We start from the raw sequence: 19,797 nt of genomic DNA on the forward strand, positions 1-19,797 counted from the left end.
CAGACAAGACGTCTTGCATGGTATTCAATCACACACTTTTTATGATTTAATGCGGAGTGCTTAATACGTTTGATTTTGTATTCTTTTATGCGTGAAGAAGGTGTACCACAAATCGGGCAATTGCAGGGAAATGGCTTTAAGGTAAGCTGGATAATGAGAATATCATTCTCAATACGCGAGGAGACATCTAAAATTGATTCTTGAGGAAGATTGAGTAAATCTGTTATAATGTCCATAGTGGAAAACCACTCCTTTCGTTGGATATGTTATTTGACAATTACATCATACAACGAAAGGTTTTTTTATAAATGAACAAAAAGATTGACCCTACCAAAATTTAGAGCTTACCTTCATCTTGACCCTCTGATAATTTAGAGGGCTAACTTATCCCTACGATAATTTAGATATCCATAACAATTTGCTTTTATTCTTATAATGGAATCTGATAATCGGCATCGCAAATGGAAGGAAGCAAGACTGGTTTATGCAGAAGAAAACAGGGCATCGCTCTGATGCTATCAATTTGCGCATACACCAACCATCTCGTGAATAGCAGTAAGCAAGTGAAAAGGCGCAATCGGTACAGCTGATCACACGCACAAGCCTTATGGAAGAAGCCTGCACATCCAATAAGCGCTTTGTGTATGGACAGCAAACGAATACAAGACTTGCGTTTACAGGTTCATACATGAAAGGAACAGCGGCTTTCTTGCAGTGTTTTTAAAAGCAGTCAAGCCGCTTCAACTATCATCCATCCATTTCTACCGCTGTATCAGGACTCCTCACTCTTCATTATATGAGGATCAATGGAATTATGCGGCTCGTGCATGGTATGCAGTCTTTGGGTGGCAGGACCCTTAATGATTTCCCCGGTATAGGAAAATCGTGATCCATGGCAAGGGCAGTCCCAGGTCTTTTCGTCCGCATTAAAGCGCAGTGTACAGCCAAGATGCGGACAGAGGATGTCAACGATATACAGCTCATCGTTCTCATCACGATATACGCCATAGCGATGATCGTCCAGCTCCATAATGGTGCCTTCTCCGATATGCGGATACTCTGTGGTGCTTTTTTGCAGCTTGCTTTTCAGAAAGGCGCCGACAACATTCAGGTTTTCTTTGACAAACTGCAGTGAAAATATGCTGGACAGGCGCTGTGGAGAGAACATCATGCGATAGGGAGAGCCGCGATGCAGCGCGTAGGAGCATAACAGCTTTCCTGCGATGCAGCTTGTGGTGTTTCCCCATTTGTTATAGCCGCTGGCAAACAATACGCGATCCTCATGCTTATCCAGCTTACCGATGAGGGGCAGCTGATCAAAGGTCATATAATCCTGTGAGCTCCATGCGGCGGTGATTTCCTGCACGATGAAATCCTCACGCAGGGTATTTTCAAATTCCTGCAGATTCATCGCCTTATCCTGTCCGCTTTTATAGGTGTTGCCCGCATACAGCAGAGTATCCTCGCAGGTGTTATAGGACTGTACACGATCATCGAGGGACAGCATCATATCCTTTGGCATCGCATGTTCGATCTTGGCACTGATTACGCTTTCCTGATCACAATACATACGCGTAAAGTAAAAGTGTCCCTGATCGATAAACGGAAACTGCGTGGCGAAGATGACGATATCCGCATGTACGCACGTACCGTTGACCATCAGACGATAGCCGTGTTCTTCCTCCTGCATGTCTGTGACAGGAGAATGCTCATAGATATCAATGCCGCCCTCCTTTGCGATTTTAGCGAGTGCACAGCCGTAGGCATAGGGGTCAAAGCGTGCCTGATACTGCATCCGCAGTCCTGCCTCCATAGGAAACGGTGCGTCTGTTTTTTCTATGTAGGTGCAGGGAATATGCAGATCCAGATAGGCCTGGTATTCCTCCTGTAGTTTGGCTACCTGCACGGCATCACGGGTAAACAGCATAGCATCACAACGTTCAAAGCTGCACGCGATATGATGCTCCTGAATAATTGCTTCTATGGAATTCAATGCTTCCTCATTTGCCTCGTAATACTGGCGGGCAAGGATACGGTCATAATGCTCAATTAAATTTGCATACAGCAATCCGTGCTGCATGGTCAGCTTTCCGGTATTTCTTCCGCTGGCACCAAAGCATAGAGAATCTGCTTCAAGGAGAATCGCATCCTCCTCTGCCTGTGCGAGATAATAGGCTGTGGTTATACCGGTAAGGCCGCCGCCGATAATGGCAATATGGGCATCCGTCTCCTTTTGCAGAGTCGGATAGTTCGTCGTTTTCGTGTTTCGTTTCATCCAGAATGATTCTGTCATATTCTTCACCTCCTCTACAGACTACCCAGAAACCGGCATTTCTTTCTCATAAAATAGAAAGACCTGCAGAAAACTTTGTCGAACGTTGGGGTCTATCACTCCATAAGCATCATATACTTGAAAGAGGAGGAACAACATGATTACCATTCAAAATATAAAAGTAAATGTTACACGCGCAGGGAGTAACGAGCCTGCTGTGGTTCTGTTGCACGGATGGGGACAGAATCAGTACATGATGAAGTTTCTGCAGGATCATCTCTGTGACACCTTTACGGTGATCAATCTGGATTTGCCCGGATTTGGAGAGAGTGAGGAGCCGCCGCGCGTCTGGAGTGTTGACGATTATGTGGATTTTCTGCAGGAGCTGCTTGCCTATATGCAAATTACACGTGTAAACTTTATCGCTCATTCCTTTGGTGCACGCATTGCATTGCGATATGCATACCGCTATCCGGTGGAGAAAATGGTACTGAGTGGTGCTGCGGGCATTCAGGCAAAGCGCGGGCTTGGCTATCATATTCGCGTAAAGACATATAAGCTGCTGAAAAGACTGCATGCTGCCCCGGCTATGGGAAGCAGTGATTATCAGAATGCCTCACCAATTATGAAAGGGGTTCTCGTCGCCAGTGTTGAGGATGATCTTCGGGGAATATTGAAGGATATATCCACGGAAACACTGCTTGTCTGGGGAGAAAAGGATACGGCAACACCACTGTGGATGGGCCGTGTCATGGAGGAGGAACTGCCAAATGCCGCCCTGGTTGTTCTGCCGAAGGAGGATCATTTTGCCTACTTCCACCTTAGCATACAGTTCTGCCGCATCGTGGATGCCTTTTTAAGACCATGATGCTGTTCTGTTTTCTGGCGGTGTATCTTTTTTTTCTTTATGTTCCTTTGAAGCAGTCTATGCATATGTTCCAGCAGAACCGTTACAACAGAGGGCGATATCGGACATGGCTGATGTCCTTCATCCGCTTATCCTGGAAGCGGATTTTGAAAATACTGCTGACGCTGATGCTGAGCTACAGCCTTCTTCTTCTGCAGCCGACTTCCATGCAGGAGGTTCTGCTGCTGATGCTGGTTGCGATCTATGCCTACATCAGCTGTAAGATGGAGGAAGAACGTGAGTATCGCAAGCCACTGGTAAAAACAGCGCGGATTCATCGCCTGAGCATCCTGCTGTATGCAGTATATGGCATCCTGCTGTGTGTACTGCATGAATTCCTGTCTGCTGCAGCTCTCATTCTCATGACGCCGTTTCTTTTTCTGTCCGCATGGCTGATGGTGCTGCCTGTCGCATGGATTTTAGAGCCGTTGGAAATGGCAATCCGCAACCATTATGCAGCGGATGCCGCAAAGCTGTTAAGAAGCAACAATGCGCTGTCCATCGTCGGCATCACTGGAAGCTATGGAAAAACGAGTGTAAAAACCATCCTCAATGAGCTTTTGTCAGATGTTTACTATACCCTGATGACGCCCGGCTCCTATAATAATCAAATGGGAATCACCCTCACCATACGCAATAAGCTGGAGCGTCTGCATGAGGTGTTTCTATGTGAAATGGGGGCAGATCATGTGAAGGAGATTCATGATCTGATGCAGTTTGTAAAGCCGCAGTACGGGGTTGTGACCTCTGTCGGTCCACAGCATCTGGCAACGTTTGGCTCCATGGAGAATATTCTTCATGAAAAAATGCAGATGATTGAGTGTCTTCCTGCCAACGGTATCGGCTTTGTGAATCGGGACAATCCCTATATCCGTAGCTACAGCATTCAAAATACCTGTCAAATCGTAGGGTTCGGAATGTGTGAGGATGCAGATTATCGCTGTATGGATATCCGCTACAGCGAGGAAGGGACGTCATTTACGGTGGTACAGGATAATCAGTCACATTCCTTTCATACAAGACTTTTAGGAAAACATAATGTCGTGAACATCACCTGTGCCATCGCAGTTGCGCATACACTTGGTGTTTCCTGGGAAATAATGGCGTTAGCTGTCGAAAAGCTGCCCTATGTCGAGCATCGGCTGCAGGTGCGGAAAAGCTTTTGTACCCTGCTGGATGATGCCTATAATTCCAATCCGGAGGGGGCGCGCTGTGCACTTGAGGTATTGAAGCAGATGAAGCATAAGCGTTTTATCATCACGCCCGGTTTTCTGGAGCTTGGAGAGCAGCAGGAGGAGGAACAGTATACACTCGGCAAGGAAATTGCGGATAGTGTGGATATGGCAGTATTGGTAGGTGCTATACAGACAAAAAGCATCGTTAGGGGATTGGCGGACAGCGGATTTCCGACAGAGAGAATCCATGTTTGCGACAGCTTTCAGGAAGCGCTGGCAATCGTGCAAAAGGAAGCAGCTCCACAGGATTGTGTGCTGCTGGAAAATGATTTACCGGACGCATTCAATCACTAGCACCCCGGAATCGCATGAACACGTTTTAGGCATTCGCATACACTGATAATGTGTAAGGAAAGGAAGAATGCTATGAAACTTAAAATTGCCGTGGCATTTGGCGGCAGAAGTGTAGAACATGAAATCAGTGTCCTGTCGGCCCAGCAGGTTATGGCAGCTCTGGACGAGGAGCGCTATGAAATACTGCCGTTGTATATCGCCAAGGATGGCAGGATGTTTTGTGAGGAGGAATTGCGGGAGCTGGAAACCTTTCAGCATATTGAGGAATTCATAGCGGATCATACCAGTGTCGCTTTAATTCGTAGAGAAGCACATACCTATTTGATTCCATCGCGGCGTAAAATCTTTGGCAGAGATAAGGAAGTCGATATGGTATTTCCGGTACTGCATGGAACCAATGGGGAGGATGGTACCTTTCAGGGTTATCTGAAAACGATCGGAGTGCCCTATGTCGGCTGCAATGTTCTGGCAGGAGCAATCGGGCAGGATAAGGTGATTATGAAGCAGGTGCTGCAGGATAGTGGCCTTTCCGTTGTACCGTGGTTTTTCTGGACACTGCATCAGCCGATGGAGCAGTCCTTTTTCAAAAAGGCACAACGCCTTGGTTATCCGCTCATCATCAAGCCTGCGAATCTGGGAAGCAGTGTTGGCATCGCCGTTGCCCATAACGATGTAGAGCTTCATAAAAGTATGATCGAGGCCTTTCAGTATGACCACAAGGTTGTTATTGAAAAGGTGATTGAACCGCTGCGGGAAATCAACGCATCGGTATTGGGGGATGAGGATGGCTGCCGCTGCAGTACGCTGGAAGAAGTCGTTAAGCAGGATGAAATACTGTCCTATGACGACAAGTACAGCGGACAGGGAAAATCCAAGGGAATGCTCAGCACCAGCCGCAAGCTGCCGGCAGAGCTAAGCGATGAGCAGGCGGAGGAGATTCGTTCGATGGCGATGGATACCTTCCGTGCGCTGAATGCGGCAGGCGTCGTGCGAATTGATTTTCTGATGCACGCAGACAGCGCGGCTCTGTATGTGAATGAAATCAATACGATTCCCGGCTCCTTGTCCTTCTATTTATGGGAAAAGGAAGGTCTGCCCTTCCCGGCCTTGCTCGATGAGCTTATCTCGCTTGCACTTCAGCGGGTACGGCGGGAGCAGAAGATGATTTTCAGCTATGATACGAACATTCTGCGGGATTATAAGGGCAGTGGAAAACTGATGAAGTAGAAAAATGCGGACAATGCTTCGCATCTTTTCTTTTAACAGGAAGATGAAGCATAGAAGAGAACGAGCGCATAGCTTTCTCATATCATCTGTTAGTCTGTAAGCAATCAACGGGAAGGGTTTCTTCTGTAGGAGAGGATTTTAAAATCTGTTGGGAATCGATATGGGGAGCACAGTGGATTTTGCACATAACCTAAGGCTTATAAAGCATTGATGACCACGCATTCAAAAGTCCGACACAATCCTGTGGATTTCATACCGATGCGAAGACTTATAAAGAATCGAAACCAATGTATTCATAAGCCGGACATTACCCTGTGAATTTCTTACATAGACTAAGGCTTATATCCGCTTGTTCATAAGCCTGCCACCGCTTATAAGAGATACAGCGGCAAGGTGAAGAAGCAAGAAAATGGTATTTGTGAGGTGTATGGGCTTTTGATTTGGGATAAGCGCAAAAAAGGAAGTATCGCCATCCCTTTTATGCAATGCTAGGATGGCAAGCTTCCTTATTATCTTATTCATCTGGAGATTTGAAAAATGTGAAAGTGCACAGTATTCCAGCTCATGAAAACGTACAGTCACTTATGCTGCGATTCAATACCGTAAGTAGGGTTAAAATCTATAGGATATTGTTTACCATGACCTTGCTTCGATCACTGCTTTTGCGATAGGCATTCGGTGTCATTCCACATGCTTTTTTAAAGACCTGTGAAAAATAGGACTGAGAGGAGAAGCCACAAGAATCGGAAATCTGAGCTATGGAGTAATTTGTGGTCTCCAGCAGCTCCTTTGCCTGCTGTACACGCAATCGGATGAGATAATTGATAGGAGAGACACCCTTGTACTGCTTAAAGGCATGCACCAGATAAAACTTACTCATATAGGTTTTTTCACTTAACAGCTCCAGCGTGATATCCTCCTGATAATGGTTATTGATATACTGCTCCACAAAATGACATTCCTTGGTTATTTTCTGGGATGGCGCTACGATCAGGTTGGCCTTTGTTCTGCGTACCATGTTGATGATCAGCACCTCCAGCAGATTCTGACATACCGCCTCGTAATCATCATCCTGCTGTGCCATCTCCTGTACCAGTGTCTTCAGATAAAACAGAATCTCATGCTTGAATTCATAATAGTTGTGAACACTGTAGTCCTCATACTCCATATGATTGGTAAAGCTGGTAAACTGCAGTCCCTCGATACCGAGTACGATGTATTCCAGAGGGGATTCATCCCTGCTCATTTCCGTATGCGGAACATTGGGATTTACTATGATCAGATCATCCGCCTTTACATCGAAGACATCATCATTTACCAGAAAGCTTCCCTTGCCGCTGGATACGTAAAATAGTTCTGTACAGTGATGGGCATGCGGGGTACTGTGCCAGTCACCCTCATAACGGCTCGTTGAAATATAGAGAAGGTGGAAGCTCATTTTATCCAGCTTACGGTTCTTCAGCTGATATCTTTGTATACTCATCAAATCACATCCTTATATCTGCTTTCATTATAATAGACACAGCTGTAGTTGACAAGAATTATATTTATTGGCAAAAAGTAAAAGTAGCCAATATCTCTAAAAAAAGAAATACGGGGCGTGTGTTTATCGAATAAAAAGGAACTGCTGAAATCACTTTTTTAGATATCTTGCCGGGTTTTTCAGTGGCGGTGGAATCGAGTCGTTTGACAAGCTATTCATAAGCCCATAAAATGAAGCTAACGATCAATCAGGAGGAAATTGACATGAATCTGAAAAAGGGGCGCGTAACAGTGCCGACCGATGTTGATGTAATTGAGGAAACCTTGAACATCATGGAACGATGGGGGGCGGATGCAATCCGGGACTGTGATGGCACCAGCATGCCAGAGCAGCTGCGTGAGCTGGATGTGAAGCAGTATGCGACCTATTATACGACGAGGAAGGATAATGCCTGGGCAAATGCAAATCCACAGGAGATACAGCAGATGTATCTGATGAGCGATATGGTGACAGCCAGTGCGCAAACGCTGAGCATACCGTTGATGAAGCATTATTATAAAGACCAGCTGAAGGTCAATACGATTGATGATATGAAGCGGTGGTGGGAGGTTATCGATCGTACGAGCGGTGAGGTGGTTGCCACAAGCCTGTGGGAATATGATGCAAAAAGGGAGGCAGTCATCCTTTCGGAGTGTGTACCTTTTCATGCTTATACGGTAAGCTTTCTGGCATTTGTAATCTGGGATCCGGTGCATATGTACAATGCATTGACCAATGAATGGAAGCATGAGGAGCATCAGATGACCTACGATGTACGACAGCCGAAGACACAGGCATATGTTCTGGATAAGCTGCGTCGCTGGATTGCTGAGCATCCGGAGGTGGATGTTATTCGCTTTACGACATTCTTTCATCAGTTTACGCTCATGTTTGATGAGATGGCACGGGAAAAGTTCGTAGACTGGTTCGGTTACAGTGCCAGTGTATCCCCCTATATTCTCGAACAGTTCGAGCAGGAGGTCGGATACCGGTTTCGTCCGGAATATATCATCAATCAGGGATATCATAATTCCACCTTCTGCGTTCCTACGAAGGAATACCGAGATTTCATGGATTTCCAGATGCGTGAGGTAGCTAAGCTGGTGAAGAAATTTGTGGATATCACACATGAAGCCGGAAAGGAAGCGATGATGTTTCTGGGAGATCACTGGATTGCGACAGAGCCGTTTGGACCTTATTTTCAGGAGCTGGGTCTGGATGCCGTCGTGGGCTCTGTTGGGGATGGACGTACCTTGCGTCTGATTTCCGATATCAAGGGAGTGAAGTATACCGAAGGACGGTTTCTACCGTATTTCTTCCCCGACGTATTTCATGAGGGAGGCGATCCCGTTCAGGAGGCCAAGGTAAACTGGGTGACGGCAAGGCGTGCAATCCTTCGCTCACCATTGGATCGAATCGGATACGGCGGGTATTTGAAGCTTGCATTGAAATTCCCGGATTTTGTGGATTATATCGAAGAGGTATGCAATGAATTTCGTGAGCTGTATGCCCATGTACAGTCCGCACAGCCCATGTGTATGCCATTTAAGGTAACGATTCTGAACAGCTGGGGAGCGCTTCGTGGCTGGGGAGCGGAAATGGTCGCGCATGCTCTGTGGTATAAGCAGATTTATTCCTATTCGGGTGTTCTGGAAGCTCTGAGTGGTATGCCCTTTGATGTGCAGTTTATCAGCTTTGACGATATACTGGAAAATCCGGGGGTGCTGGATGATGCCGGTGTTATTATCAATGCTGGGGATGCCTATACGGCCTTTAGCGGTGGAGATTACTGGAAGGATGCACGCATCGTGAGCGCTCTTCGTAAATTTGTATTTGAGGGCGGTGGCTTGATCGGCGTCGGTGAACCGAGTGCAGCACAAAAGGAAGGACATTTCTTCCAGCTGTATGATGTGCTGGGCGTGGATAAGGAGGTTGGCTTTTCTCTGTCACAGGATAAATATAACTGGGAGGAGCAGCCGCATTTCCTGAAAGATGAGCTTCCTGAAGCTTTACAGCTTGGAGAAGAAATACGCAATATCTATGCACTGCGCGATACGACGGTTTTGATTAACGAGAATCAGAATATTCGTTTTGCGACCAATACCTATGGAAAAGGGAAAAGTGTATATCTGAGCGGACTGCCGTTCAGCTTTGAAAACGCGCGTCTGCTGTACCGCTGTTTGTTTTATGCAGCAGGAAGGGAAGCGGATATTAAAAAATGGTATAGTGAAAACTGCAAGGTGGAGGTAAATGTATATCCGAATACAAACAGCTATTGTGTGGTAAACAATACATATGAAAAGCAGGATACCCGCATTTATACGGATCAGGATGCTTTTGATATTCAGCTACAGGCAAATGAAATTCGCTGGTTTTCCATCAGCGAGGAAAAAGAATAGAGAAGAAAATGCGGTAGAAATGCTGCATTTTTTCTATACCGAGGATGGAAAGGACAGCTTTATGTGCAGGAAAAGGCTGCACTGCCTGCGAAGCTTGCGGGTTATTTCGTTATAAAGGAAGCAGAAGGAAGAAGCAAGGCTGCATGTGGTAAAAAATATGAATAGCTGTACGACAGCACAGGGGATTCTGGGGGAAAGGTGATTGGGATGCACAGGAAAAGGATCGTGCTTCTGTCTGTTTTCACTATATGAACCGCCTTATTTCTGTATGCGAATCGTTTAAAGATAAAAGAAAGCTGCATAAGGGGATGATAAGGCAACAGGGGTGGATTCGTTTTCTATGGCATATTCGTTTACTGGATACTTGCGATAGTTCAGTGTGATATTCCAGGCACCCACTGCAGGAGCTGGAGGTGCATAAGGGACGTGTGCAGAGGGGAAGATATAAAATGCACAGCAAAAGCCTATGAGCTTCCCCTACGTTATTATCTTATATTTCGTGGAACGCAAGCCTGAGCGCTGTTTAGAAGCAATCGTTTCCGGGATATTAGAAAAAAGGATTCTCAACTGAGAATCCTTACCGATTATGCTTCCATGGAATCAATGATACTATCTACCAGATTATCCATTTCAGATTTATTATTATCATTCAAGGCACTGATCATGGATACTTCAGAATTCAGAATACTCATCTGCTTCATCTGATTATCCAGGAAGTCCTTCATAAGGGAACCGGATTTCGGTGCCCAGGAACCATTCTCAATAATGCCGATGGTACGCTTCTGCATGTTGAGTGCCTTCATATGCATGAGGAAATCATGCATGACAGGATAGATTCCCAGATTATAGGTCACCGAAGCCAGTACGATGTGACTGTATTTGAAGGCATCGCTGATCAGGTAGGATACATGGGTATTGGATACATCATGAACAACAACATTTTTAACGCCCTTTTCCACCAGCTTGGCAGCCAGTACCTGCGCAGCGGATTCTGTATTTCCATACATGGAAGCATAGGCGATCAGCACACCGGTTTCCTCCGGCTCATAGCGGCTCCACTTATCATATTTATCAAGCAGGTAACCGAAATCATTTCTCCATACCGGTCCATGCAGCGGACAGATGACCTTGATATCGATCGTTCCCGCCTTTTTCAGCAGTGCCTGTACATGCGGTCCGTATTTTCCTACAATATTGGTATAGTAACGACGGGCATCATCCAGCCAGTCGCGGTCAAAATTAACTTCATCATTAAACAGCTTGCCATCCAGTGCTCCAAAGCTTCCAAAGGCATCTGCGGAAAACAGAACTCCGTTTGTCACATCGAAGCTGACCATCGCTTCTGGCCAGTGCACCATCGGAGCCTCTACAAAGGTGATGGTGTGCTTACCAAAGCATTTGGTATCGCCTTCCTTGACTTCCTCTGTACGCCCGTCAACGTGAAAGCCGAACTGGTGCATCAGCAGAAAGCTTTTTTCAGTAGAGATGATTTTCACCTTCGGATAGCGAAGTAAAATTTCTTCAATGCTGGCACCATGATCCGGCTCCATATGATTGATTACCAGATAATCCAGCTCACGCCCGTCCAAAACATGCTCTACATTTTCCAAAAACTGACGGCAGGCATCCCAGTCCACTGTATCAAACAATACCGTTTTCTTATCCAGCAGCAAATAGGAATTATAGGATACGCCATTTGGAATCGGGTGAATATTTTCAAACAGGGCAAGACGGTGATCATTTCCTCCCACCCAGTACAAATCGTCAACTACTTTTCTTACACAGTACATACTACATCCTCCTTCTCTTTATTTAATCCAATGTCTCAATGAACTGATCCTTTGCTTCTCCGCATTCCGGACAGATCCATTCTTCAGGCAGCTTTTCAAACGGTGTACCCGGAGCAATATCATTTTCCGGATCTCCCAGCATCTGATCATATTCATAGCCGCAGCCATTGCAGACATGACGCATATAGGAAGGAGCTTCCTTTTTGATAAACGGGCGCTTCATTTTCTTCATTGGCGGAGCCGGCTTCTTTTCTCCGGTATCCAGAGCCTTGCTTAACAGCGGCAGTATTTCCATAACATCACCGACAATACCGTAATCGGCATTTTTAAAGATCGGCGCGTTGGCGTTTGTATTGATGGCAACGATGGTTGTAGCATCCTTGATTCCCTTTAAATGCTGTCCCGCACCGGAGATACCGCATGCGATATACAGATTACCGGTGAATTTCTGACCGGACATACCGACATAGCGGTTGATCGGCACATATTTTAAAGTTTCTGCGACTGGACGGGAGCTTCCGATGGCTGCTCCTGCGCTTCGTGCTAAATCCTCAATCAGCTTCATGTTCTTCTTTTCACCGATTCCCTTACCGGCAGATACCACACGCTCTGCATTCACGATCGGTGTATCCATCGGGATACCGACTGTAAAGTCATAGCCATCCTTCTGTAAGGCTTCCACGAGTGCATTTACACGTTCCTGTGCAGGGCCTTCCTTGAAAATCTGTTTCTTACGTTCTCCGGTGATTGCGCCTTTTTTCTTACGGACACCGCCATCCTTTGGGGCTTTTCCTATGATATGAGAAGCAATAACAACTCTCTGTATTTCGTTTGTTCCTTCATAAATCGTTGTGATTTTAGCATCACGATAAGCGCGCTCCACTTCCATCCCCTTCAGATAACCGCTTCCGCCGAATATCTGTAAGGCATCGTTGCAGATTTCCAGAGCAACATCACTTGCGTACTGCTTTGCCATCGCAGATTCCATTCCATATGGTTCATGGTGCTCCTTGAGCTCTGCAGAAGAGTAAATCAGCATTCTGGCACAGCGAAGCTTGGTTGCCATATCGGCAAGCTTAAAGCTGATGACCTGCTGCTGAGCAATCGGTTTGCCAAACTGCACACGCTCCTTCGCGTATTCCAGCGCATTTTCATATGCACCCTGTGCAATTCCCAGTGCCTGTGCAGCGATTCCGATGCGGCCGCCATCCAGTGTTGCCATGGCAATCTTAAAGCCCTGACCTTCCTTGCCAAGCAGATTTTCCTTCGGTACCTTTACATCATTGAAAATCAATTCCGCTGTTGAGGAGGAACGGATTCCCATCTTATCGTAATGATCACCAAAGGTAAAGCCGTCCCAGCCCTTTTCAACGATGAATGCGGATATTCCTCTGGTTCCCATATCCGGATTTGTGGATGCAAAGACGACATACGTGTCAGCCTTATCTGCATTTGTGATAAAAATCTTTCCACCGTTCAGAATATAATGATCACCCTCTAAAACGGCCGTTGTTTCCGTACCTGCCGCATCACTTCCTGCATTCGGCTCCGTTAATCCAAAGGCTCCGATTTTTTCACCGCTTGCCAGCGGTACCAGATATTTCTGCTTCTGCTCCTCGGTTCCAAATGCAAAAATCGGGTAGCTTCCCAAGGAGACATGTGCGGATAGGATAACTCCTGTACCTCCGTCAACGCGGGATAATTCTTCTACGGCAATGGCATAGCTTAGTACATCCAGTCCGGCTCCGCCATATTCCTTCGGATAGGGAATCCCCATCAGACCCATCTTTCCAAACTTTGCAATCGCCTCACTCGGAAATTCATTTTCCTTATCGAGCATAAAGGCAATCGGTTTGATTTCGGTTTCCGCAAATTCTCGTACCGTCTTGCGGATTTCCTCCTGCTGCTGTGTCGTTGTAAATAGCATAGTTTACGTCCTCCTCACTTATCTCTATGATATTCCTTCTGCTTTCATGATTTTTCTTAATATGAGAATCATTTTAAGAATATAAATCACTTTACACTCTGATGATATCATAGCGCTTACAATAAGTCGAAGGATATGCTCACAGAATTTTCCTTTTCTAGTTTTTGAATCTTTTCCATGCGGAAAGAGGCATCTATTCCCTTTCCTATGTAGAGAAGAAATGAAATTCCTGAAGCTTTGTGCTTTTTGTTGGTTTTTTGAAGGCTGAAGCTATAGCAGGGGGTACTGCGCATTTTCTGTCATACGCAATACCGCTGTATGCTTCACTTCAACAAGGAATGCGCAGCCATATTCCACACGGCTTTTTTGTTGTCAGCCTGCGGACATATGGACAGCCGTATGCTATACTGTATCTAGTGGAATGCAATTAAAAGGAGGGGTTATATGTCAGAAAAGAAAAAGGCGGCGGAAGGCTTTTTATACAATGCGAATTACAGCTCAGCACTGCTGGATGAGCGCGCCTGGTGCAAGGATCAGTGTCATGCATGCAATCAACTGCGTCCAAGTGATATGGAAGCACGCAATCAGATTTATCGCAGGCTGTTCAAGCAGATGGGGAAGCATGTATCTATAGAACCACCGTTCTGGTGTGATTATGGCTATAATATCAGTATTGGAAATGAATTCTTTATGAACCATAACGGTGTCATTCTGGATGGGGCAGAGATTACCTTTGGTGATTATGTCTATATCGCGCCAAACTGCGGCTTTTATACAGCAGGACATCCACTGGATGTAGAACAGCGCAGGCAGGGGCTGGAGTATGCCTTTCCTATTCATGTGGAAAGTAATGTATGGATTGGGGCAGGCGTTCAGGTGCTGGCAGGCGTTACGATTGGTGAAGGCTCGGTGATTGGTGCAGGCAGTGTTGTGAACAGAGATATTCCTCCACATGTACTTGCGGCAGGGGTTCCCTGCAGGGTGATCCGCCTTATTACAAAAGAGGATCGAAAAAAATACCGTGTGCAAACAGAGGGGGATAGGGAAGAACAGTAAATCACCGGTAACTCGCTTGTATACGCGAAGGGAAAGGGCAAAGCTTTCGTTGATATTGCATACGCGATATGTATTTCAATCAGAAAGGTGTAGCTGCATGTACAGGCGGATCCAGCAGAACAATAGGGGATAAAGAAGTAAACAAGCTGATAAGCATAGGGGAGATGAATGAGCCTTTCAATCTATACGTCTAAAACGAAGCTGTTGAGAGTGCAATTTGATGCTCGTACATGATGATTGGAAACAGAGAAATTATTTGAATGTAATTCTTTGCAGCGGGTATGGCTATGATATAATAAGGATACAGCAGGAGGTAGGAAGCTATGTTTTATGATAAAGTAGAAGAATCCGTGCAATATATTCGCAGGCACGTGAAAACAGAGCCGGTGATTGGCATCATTTTAGGAAGCGGACTCGGCTCATTGGTGGATATGATGGAGGATAAAGAGGTGATTTCGTATCGGGATATTCCTCATTTCCCTCAATCCAAGGTGGAAGGTCATGCAGGAAATCTGGTGTTTGGCAAACTGAAAGATCAGCATCTGGTAGTTATGCAGGGAAGATTTCATTATTATGAGGGCTTTACGATGAAGGAGGTCACCTATCCGCTGTATGTGATGAAGCTGCTGGGAGTTCAGGATTTGATTGTGACCAATGCTTGTGGCGGAATCAATGAGAATTATCAACCCGGAGATTTGATGATCATTGATGATTTTATCAATACGCTGGATGTAAATCCCTTGATTGGAGATAATGACGAGCGTTTCGGTGTGCGCTTTCCGGATATGTCAGAGCCATATTCCACAGAGCTGCGCGAAAAGGCAAAGCAGGTGGCAGATCGTCTGGGTATTCCTTACCGTCATGGCGTCTATACGTTGTTTCAGGGGCCGTATTATGAAACAGCGGCAGAAATTCGTATGTATGCCAGAGCAGGCAGTGATGCGATTGGAATGTCCACTGTACCGGAAACCATAGCAGCAAATTATCTTGGGATTCGCGTGTTGGGAATTGCATGCATCACCAATATGGCAACCGGTATTGCGAAGGAAAAGCATTCGCATGAAGAGGTTGTGAAAATGGCAAATAAGAGCAGTGCCCAGCTTTGTACATGGATCGAAGCGCTGTTGAAGGAGTGGTAAAAGGAGGGTGATGCTTCATGGAGCAGGAATCGCTGTTTCAAAATGATTTCGATAAGGACCCTCTTGCCGCCAGACTGCGTCCAGCCACGCTAAAGGATTATGTCGGACAGAAGCATCTGCTTGGAAAAGGAAAGATTCTGTATAATCTGATTGAAAAGGATATGGTTTCCTCTATGATTTTCTGGGGGCCGCCGGGTGTTGGGAAAACAACATTGGCTAGAATCATCGCCAAACAGACACAGGCGCATTTTATCAATTTCAGTGCGGTCACAAGCGGAATTCGGGAAATCAAGGCAGTGATGAAGGAGGCGGAGGATGCGCGTCTGTATGGGAGAAAGACGATTGTATTTGTAGATGAAATTCATCGGTTTAACAAAGCCCAGCAGGATGCCTTTCTGCCCTATGTGGAGAAGGGCAGTATCATATTGATCGGTGCTACAACGGAAAATCCGTCATTTGAAGTAAATGCCGCACTTCTTTCCCGCTGCAAGGTGTTTGTGCTGAAGGCACTGGAGGTATCGGATCTGGTGGAGCTGCTGCAGCATGCCCTGCAGGATGAGCGAGGCTTTGGTAAACAGAAGATTCTCATGACGAAGGAGCAGCTGCATATGCTTGCCATGTTTGCCAACGGAGATGCCAGAACAGCACTGAACACACTGGAAATGGTTGTTTTAAACGGCGAAAGCTCAGAAGCTGGAATCGTCATTACAAAGGAAGTGCTGGAGCAGTGTACCTCCCAGAAATCCCTGCTGTATGACCGGCAGGGAGAGGAGCACTATAATCTGATCAGTGCACTGCATAAATCCATGCGCAATTCCGATGTAGATGCAGCGATTTACTGGCTTGCGAGAATGCTGGAGGCAGGTGAGGATCCATTGTATGTGGCAAGACGCCTTGTTCGCTTTGCGAGTGAGGATATCGGAATGGCGGACAGCCGTGCATTGGAAATCTGTGTTGCGGCATATCAGGCATGTCATTTTCTCGGTATGCCGGAGTGTAATGTTCATCTGACGCATGCGGTTACCTACCTCTCTCTTTCTCCAAAATCCAATGCACTGTATATGGCGTATGGTGCAGCAAAGGCGGATGCCATGCATATGCTGAGTGAGCCGGTACCCTTGCAAATACGAAATGCACCAACCTCCCTCATGAAGGATTTGCATTACGGAGAAGGCTACCAGTATGCTCACGATACGCAGGAAAAGCTGACAAGCATGGAATGCATGCCGGATTCCTTGCGGGGAAGGGAGTATTATCATCCGACGATGCAGGGAAGTGAAGCAAGGGTGAGCAAGCGTTTGCAGGATATCAAGGAATGGAAACGACAGCATCAGAAAAAATAGAAGCATGCAGAAGGGGGAAGCATATGGTTCTTTCCGCTATTCCTGCATGGGAAAAGACGTGAACGATGTTTGCAGTTCTTTCTGACGTTCATAGGTATAAAAAAGAATCTGCCTTTCCGGGGTGCTTACTCGGTTTTGGGCAAATAAAAATAAAAGATTTCAACACTATTGTATTCTTCAATAGCGTTGAAATCCTTTTTTTACAACCACTCAAACGTAGGAAAGAACCCTTTCTATGGAATTCTCCTTTTTGATTACCTGATATTGTGCAAGGAATCGGCTTCGTTTATAAACGGCCGTTTTTTTGTTTCTTATTTTACTGTCTTGATGACATATTTATTGAACAGCTCACGATTACGTTCATCGGCACCGTCCATATTGCTGGAGGCGAATACCGGAGCCTCCATACCATGCTCCTTCAACAGCTCAACAAATCTTCCCATCACACACTGTGCAAGAAAGCAGCCGGTCAGAGTGCTGACAGGTCCCATACTGCAGGTTTCGTCAATCTGTGTTGTCGCATCTCCATACGGTGCATGATTGTCCAGAATCACATCCGCAAGCTCAAACAGACGCAGACCGCTTTCATGCCGGGAAGCGATGGTTTTACTATGCGATAACGAGGTGATGACAATAATGTGAGCACCTTTTTCTCTGGCTCTCATCGTATATTCGATAACCAGCGGATTTCTTCCGGAATTGCTGGTGACAAGCAGAACATCTCCTGCCTCAATCGTATAAATCGCATCCAGTACATCGGCATAGGAAGCCGTACGCTCCAGCGTTGTACTCTTTGTCGGATGCGTAGCCAGCGTCATTTCGATTTCATTGATGGGATATACCTTTGCATAGCCGCCGGCTCTGGCATAGATATCCTGTCCGATCATATGGGAGTGTCCGCTGCCGAAGGTGTAAATGGTATGATGTTCCTTCTCTGCCTCAAGCAACAGACGTGCCGCCTGTTCAATCGCATCCTGCTCCTTTTTCATCACTGCAAAACGCTGTTCCACTTCGTTGAAATACGTATCAATAAATGCCATAATCATTCCTCACTTTCTTATGATTTCAGTATACCATGATTATATGTAAAATCTATAACTGGATATAAAGTTATAACAATTTATACAAAATACGTAATTTAACTATTGTTTTTACACAAAACACTTTTAATTATTCTATTCTGCTAATATAGGAAAATTTTTCCATTATAATAATTACAAAAACTGGAGTGGACGGAATGAAAAAAGTAACGGAAATCAATTTAAGAGTGGGAGATGCTATACGAAAAGGGCTTCAACGAAAGGGGATGACGCAAAAGGAACTTGCTGCACTGGTTGGTTCCACGCAGCGTTCGATTTCTTCATATATCAATGGGAATGCACAGCCTCCGCTTGATATTCTGTCTCTGATCTGCCGCATACTGGAAATCAATATGAATCAGATACTGCAAATACCGGATTTCAATTTTCCCGGTCGTATGCTGCATGATCCCATCGAGCTGGAATTCATGAAAGTGTTTGATCAGGTACCGGAGGAACGGCGAATGACCTTTACCAAGCTGATGAAAAGCATCCTCAGCTTTCACCTGGAGTAGGGTATATAAATGTAACAGTTACATAACATAGGAAATAACATGATTCTTATGATAAATGACAAATAGAGAATTTTAGAAAATTTTTATTTTAAGGAGAAAATGCCGGATTTATCGGTGTTTTTTTATTTTTTGCACAGAATCCTTATGGAAGAAAACTTTTTCATTATATATACTATAGAGGTAAAAGGGAGAGAGAGGAGGCATATGGAAGATATGCATACTTGTGAGCTGAATCATGATGAGTATGAGCTGTTGAGCTTTTATCGCCAGCTGAGTGAGGAGCGCAAGCAGAAGTTTTTTGACCTTGTGCAAACACTGGATATGCTGTTGAATCAACAGGATGATACGACTGCGATTCCAGAGTAAGGCAAAGGCGTTGGTGTGCATGGTTCAGGGAGCGCATTCTTTTTCCTGTAGGGATCAGCTTGAAAACGCGAAGACTGATGGATGCTAAACATATCGTGCTGTCCTTACGGCGCAGGATACAGCACGGTACGCTGCTATAGTTGCATTGCATAGCTTTCAGGAAGCTTCTGATCCTAACAGCGAAGCATACATACTCCTTCAAAGAAACCGGAAAAGGACCGCAAGGTCCTTTTCTGCTGTACCTTCATCATAGAAGCAGACTTCTGCATTCTGCTGCCTTTGAGCGGTAAGCAAACGTATCACTAGCAAAGACATGGTATCCATTGCCTGATTCTACAGCTCTCTTATGGTATTGTCTCTGCATTGTGGGAAACGAGCGATCTCTTATGCTTACCATTCACCATAGAATATCCTGTGATGTGTAATGAAAGAAGACGATTTTAAAGGAAGAAACAGATTTGAACATCACGGTTCATCGCTGCCATAATAAGGATAGCCTGTGTACACCACTGATAGTTGTTTTTGGGTGCATGGTGATTTTCTTACATAATTATTTCATGAAAATATTTCACAAAATGATTGACTTTTTCATCATTGGATTGTACTATAGTAATATATGAAATGCGCTGACGGGAAATAGTATGGATATGGACATGACAGAGAGTCTTCGGCTGGTGGAAGAAGATATGCGAAGTATGCGGAACACATCCCCGAGCAGCAGAGGTG

The 19,797-nt window shown here is 45.5% G+C and carries 15 protein-coding genes and 1 other annotated feature (1 of these 16 only partly in view); of the genes, 9 read left to right on the forward strand and 6 right to left on the reverse strand.

The features are described 5' to 3' along the window. Positions 1 to 236, reverse strand: a 236-nt coding sequence (locus tag NE665_RS14120; protein WP_256302559.1) for a hypothetical protein, incomplete at its 3' end; no start/stop codon positions are given. A 536-nt stretch (positions 237 to 772) separates the two neighbouring features. Next, on the reverse strand, positions 773 to 2,293 hold the full coding sequence (locus tag NE665_RS14125) for an FAD-dependent oxidoreductase (RefSeq protein ID WP_233104726.1): 1,521 nt from the start codon (positions 2,291 to 2,293) through the stop codon (positions 773 to 775). 136 nt (positions 2,294 to 2,429) lie between these two features. Here NE665_RS14125 and NE665_RS14130 point away from each other — a divergent pair, with 136 nt between their 5' ends. The 3 genes from NE665_RS14130 to NE665_RS14140 all read left to right on the forward strand — a co-directional run bounded on the left by NE665_RS14130 (position 2,430) and on the right by NE665_RS14140 (position 5,935). After that, positions 2,430 to 3,140, forward strand: a complete 711-nt coding sequence (locus tag NE665_RS14130; protein WP_117442409.1) for an alpha/beta hydrolase — start codon at positions 2,430 to 2,432, stop codon at positions 3,138 to 3,140. A gap of 65 nt (positions 3,141 to 3,205) precedes the next feature. Next, positions 3,206 to 4,708: a UDP-N-acetylmuramoyl-tripeptide--D-alanyl-D-alanine ligase gene (gene murF, locus NE665_RS14135; protein ID WP_233104727.1), complete on the forward strand. Its 1,503-nt coding sequence runs from the start codon at positions 3,206 to 3,208 to the stop codon at positions 4,706 to 4,708. 72 nt (positions 4,709 to 4,780) lie between these two features. Further along, the gene (locus NE665_RS14140; RefSeq protein ID WP_117442411.1) at positions 4,781 to 5,935 is read left to right on the forward strand and encodes a D-alanine--D-alanine ligase family protein; all 1,155 of its coding nucleotides are present in this window, start codon (positions 4,781 to 4,783) and stop codon (positions 5,933 to 5,935) included. A 619-nt stretch (positions 5,936 to 6,554) separates the two neighbouring features. Here NE665_RS14140 and NE665_RS14145 read toward each other — a convergent pair. Further along, positions 6,555 to 7,418, reverse strand: a complete 864-nt coding sequence (locus NE665_RS14145; RefSeq protein ID WP_178760214.1) for a helix-turn-helix domain-containing protein — start codon at positions 7,416 to 7,418, stop codon at positions 6,555 to 6,557. A gap of 263 nt (positions 7,419 to 7,681) precedes the next feature. Between NE665_RS14145 and gnpA the strand changes: the two genes are divergently transcribed. Then, positions 7,682 to 9,856: a 1,3-beta-galactosyl-N-acetylhexosamine phosphorylase gene (gene gnpA / locus NE665_RS14150; protein ID WP_117442413.1), complete on the forward strand. Its 2,175-nt coding sequence runs from the start codon at positions 7,682 to 7,684 to the stop codon at positions 9,854 to 9,856. Positions 9,857 to 10,440: 584 nt separating this feature from the next. Here gnpA and NE665_RS14155 read toward each other — a convergent pair. Continuing rightward, a complete protein-coding gene (locus tag NE665_RS14155) occupies positions 10,441 to 11,646 on the reverse strand; it encodes an FprA family A-type flavoprotein (RefSeq protein WP_117442414.1) in 1,206 nt (401 codons plus the stop codon). A gap of 22 nt (positions 11,647 to 11,668) precedes the next feature. Next, complete coding sequence (locus tag NE665_RS14160) at positions 11,669 to 13,573, reverse strand: acyl-CoA dehydrogenase family protein (protein WP_117442415.1); 1,905 nt, start codon at positions 13,571 to 13,573, stop codon at positions 11,669 to 11,671. Between the two features lie 444 nt (positions 13,574 to 14,017). Here NE665_RS14160 and NE665_RS14165 point away from each other — a divergent pair, with 444 nt between their 5' ends. The 3 genes from NE665_RS14165 (at position 14,018) to NE665_RS14175 (ending at position 17,111) form a co-directional block, all read left to right on the forward strand. Continuing rightward, positions 14,018 to 14,629: a sugar O-acetyltransferase gene (locus tag NE665_RS14165; RefSeq protein WP_117442416.1), complete on the forward strand. Its 612-nt coding sequence runs from the start codon at positions 14,018 to 14,020 to the stop codon at positions 14,627 to 14,629. A gap of 323 nt (positions 14,630 to 14,952) precedes the next feature. Further along, the gene (locus NE665_RS14170; RefSeq protein WP_117442417.1) at positions 14,953 to 15,768 is read left to right on the forward strand and encodes a purine-nucleoside phosphorylase; all 816 of its coding nucleotides are present in this window, start codon (positions 14,953 to 14,955) and stop codon (positions 15,766 to 15,768) included. Between the two features lie 17 nt (positions 15,769 to 15,785). Continuing rightward, positions 15,786 to 17,111, forward strand: coding sequence for a replication-associated recombination protein A (locus NE665_RS14175; RefSeq protein ID WP_117442418.1), 1,326 nt, complete (start codon positions 15,786 to 15,788; stop codon positions 17,109 to 17,111). Between the two features lie 311 nt (positions 17,112 to 17,422). On the opposite strand, the gene NE665_RS14180 is transcribed toward NE665_RS14175, so the two are convergent. After that, a complete protein-coding gene (locus tag NE665_RS14180) occupies positions 17,423 to 18,151 on the reverse strand; it encodes an SIS domain-containing protein (RefSeq protein WP_117442420.1) in 729 nt (242 codons plus the stop codon). A gap of 197 nt (positions 18,152 to 18,348) precedes the next feature. Between NE665_RS14180 and NE665_RS14185 the strand changes: the two genes are divergently transcribed. Together NE665_RS14185 and NE665_RS14190 are read left to right on the forward strand one after the other, a co-directional pair. Beyond that, positions 18,349 to 18,705 carry a helix-turn-helix transcriptional regulator gene (locus NE665_RS14185; protein ID WP_117442421.1) on the forward strand — a complete coding sequence of 119 codons (357 nt, stop codon included), beginning with the start codon at positions 18,349 to 18,351 and terminating at the stop codon, positions 18,703 to 18,705. Positions 18,706 to 18,909: 204 nt separating this feature from the next. Beyond that, on the forward strand, positions 18,910 to 19,071 hold the full coding sequence (locus NE665_RS14190) for a hypothetical protein (RefSeq protein ID WP_233104728.1): 162 nt from the start codon (positions 18,910 to 18,912) through the stop codon (positions 19,069 to 19,071). A 617-nt stretch (positions 19,072 to 19,688) separates the two neighbouring features. Then, positions 19,689 to 19,797, forward strand: a binding site (T-box leader); it runs 129 nt beyond the window's last position.

It is taken from the genome of Clostridium sp. DFI.1.208 (genome assembly GCF_024463855.1).
In the GTDB taxonomy this organism is placed as follows: Bacteria; Bacillota_I; Bacilli_A; order Erysipelotrichales; family Erysipelotrichaceae; genus Clostridium_AQ.

What these genes read in the sequence shown, in the direction of transcription:
- NE665_RS14125 (WP_233104726.1), bottom strand. Translation starts at nt 2,293, where the DNA reads ATGACAGAATCATTCTGGATGAAACGAAACACGAAAACGACGAACTAT.
- NE665_RS14130 (WP_117442409.1), top strand. Translation starts at nt 2,430, where the DNA reads ATGATTACCATTCAAAATATAAAAGTAAATGTTACACGCGCAGGGAGT.
- murF (WP_233104727.1), top strand. Translation starts at nt 3,206, where the DNA reads ATGTTCCAGCAGAACCGTTACAACAGAGGGCGATATCGGACATGGCTG.
- NE665_RS14140 (WP_117442411.1), top strand. Translation starts at nt 4,781, where the DNA reads ATGAAACTTAAAATTGCCGTGGCATTTGGCGGCAGAAGTGTAGAACAT.
- NE665_RS14145 (WP_178760214.1), bottom strand. Translation starts at nt 7,418, where the DNA reads ATGAGTATACAAAGATATCAGCTGAAGAACCGTAAGCTGGATAAAATG.
- gnpA (WP_117442413.1), top strand. Translation starts at nt 7,682, where the DNA reads ATGAATCTGAAAAAGGGGCGCGTAACAGTGCCGACCGATGTTGATGTA.
- NE665_RS14155 (WP_117442414.1), bottom strand. Translation starts at nt 11,646, where the DNA reads ATGTACTGTGTAAGAAAAGTAGTTGACGATTTGTACTGGGTGGGAGGA.
- NE665_RS14160 (WP_117442415.1), bottom strand. Translation starts at nt 13,573, where the DNA reads ATGCTATTTACAACGACACAGCAGCAGGAGGAAATCCGCAAGACGGTA.
- NE665_RS14165 (WP_117442416.1), top strand. Translation starts at nt 14,018, where the DNA reads ATGTCAGAAAAGAAAAAGGCGGCGGAAGGCTTTTTATACAATGCGAAT.
- NE665_RS14170 (WP_117442417.1), top strand. Translation starts at nt 14,953, where the DNA reads ATGTTTTATGATAAAGTAGAAGAATCCGTGCAATATATTCGCAGGCAC.
- NE665_RS14175 (WP_117442418.1), top strand. Translation starts at nt 15,786, where the DNA reads ATGGAGCAGGAATCGCTGTTTCAAAATGATTTCGATAAGGACCCTCTT.
- NE665_RS14180 (WP_117442420.1), bottom strand. Translation starts at nt 18,151, where the DNA reads ATGGCATTTATTGATACGTATTTCAACGAAGTGGAACAGCGTTTTGCA.
- NE665_RS14185 (WP_117442421.1), top strand. Translation starts at nt 18,349, where the DNA reads ATGAAAAAAGTAACGGAAATCAATTTAAGAGTGGGAGATGCTATACGA.
- NE665_RS14190 (WP_233104728.1), top strand. Translation starts at nt 18,910, where the DNA reads ATGGAAGATATGCATACTTGTGAGCTGAATCATGATGAGTATGAGCTG.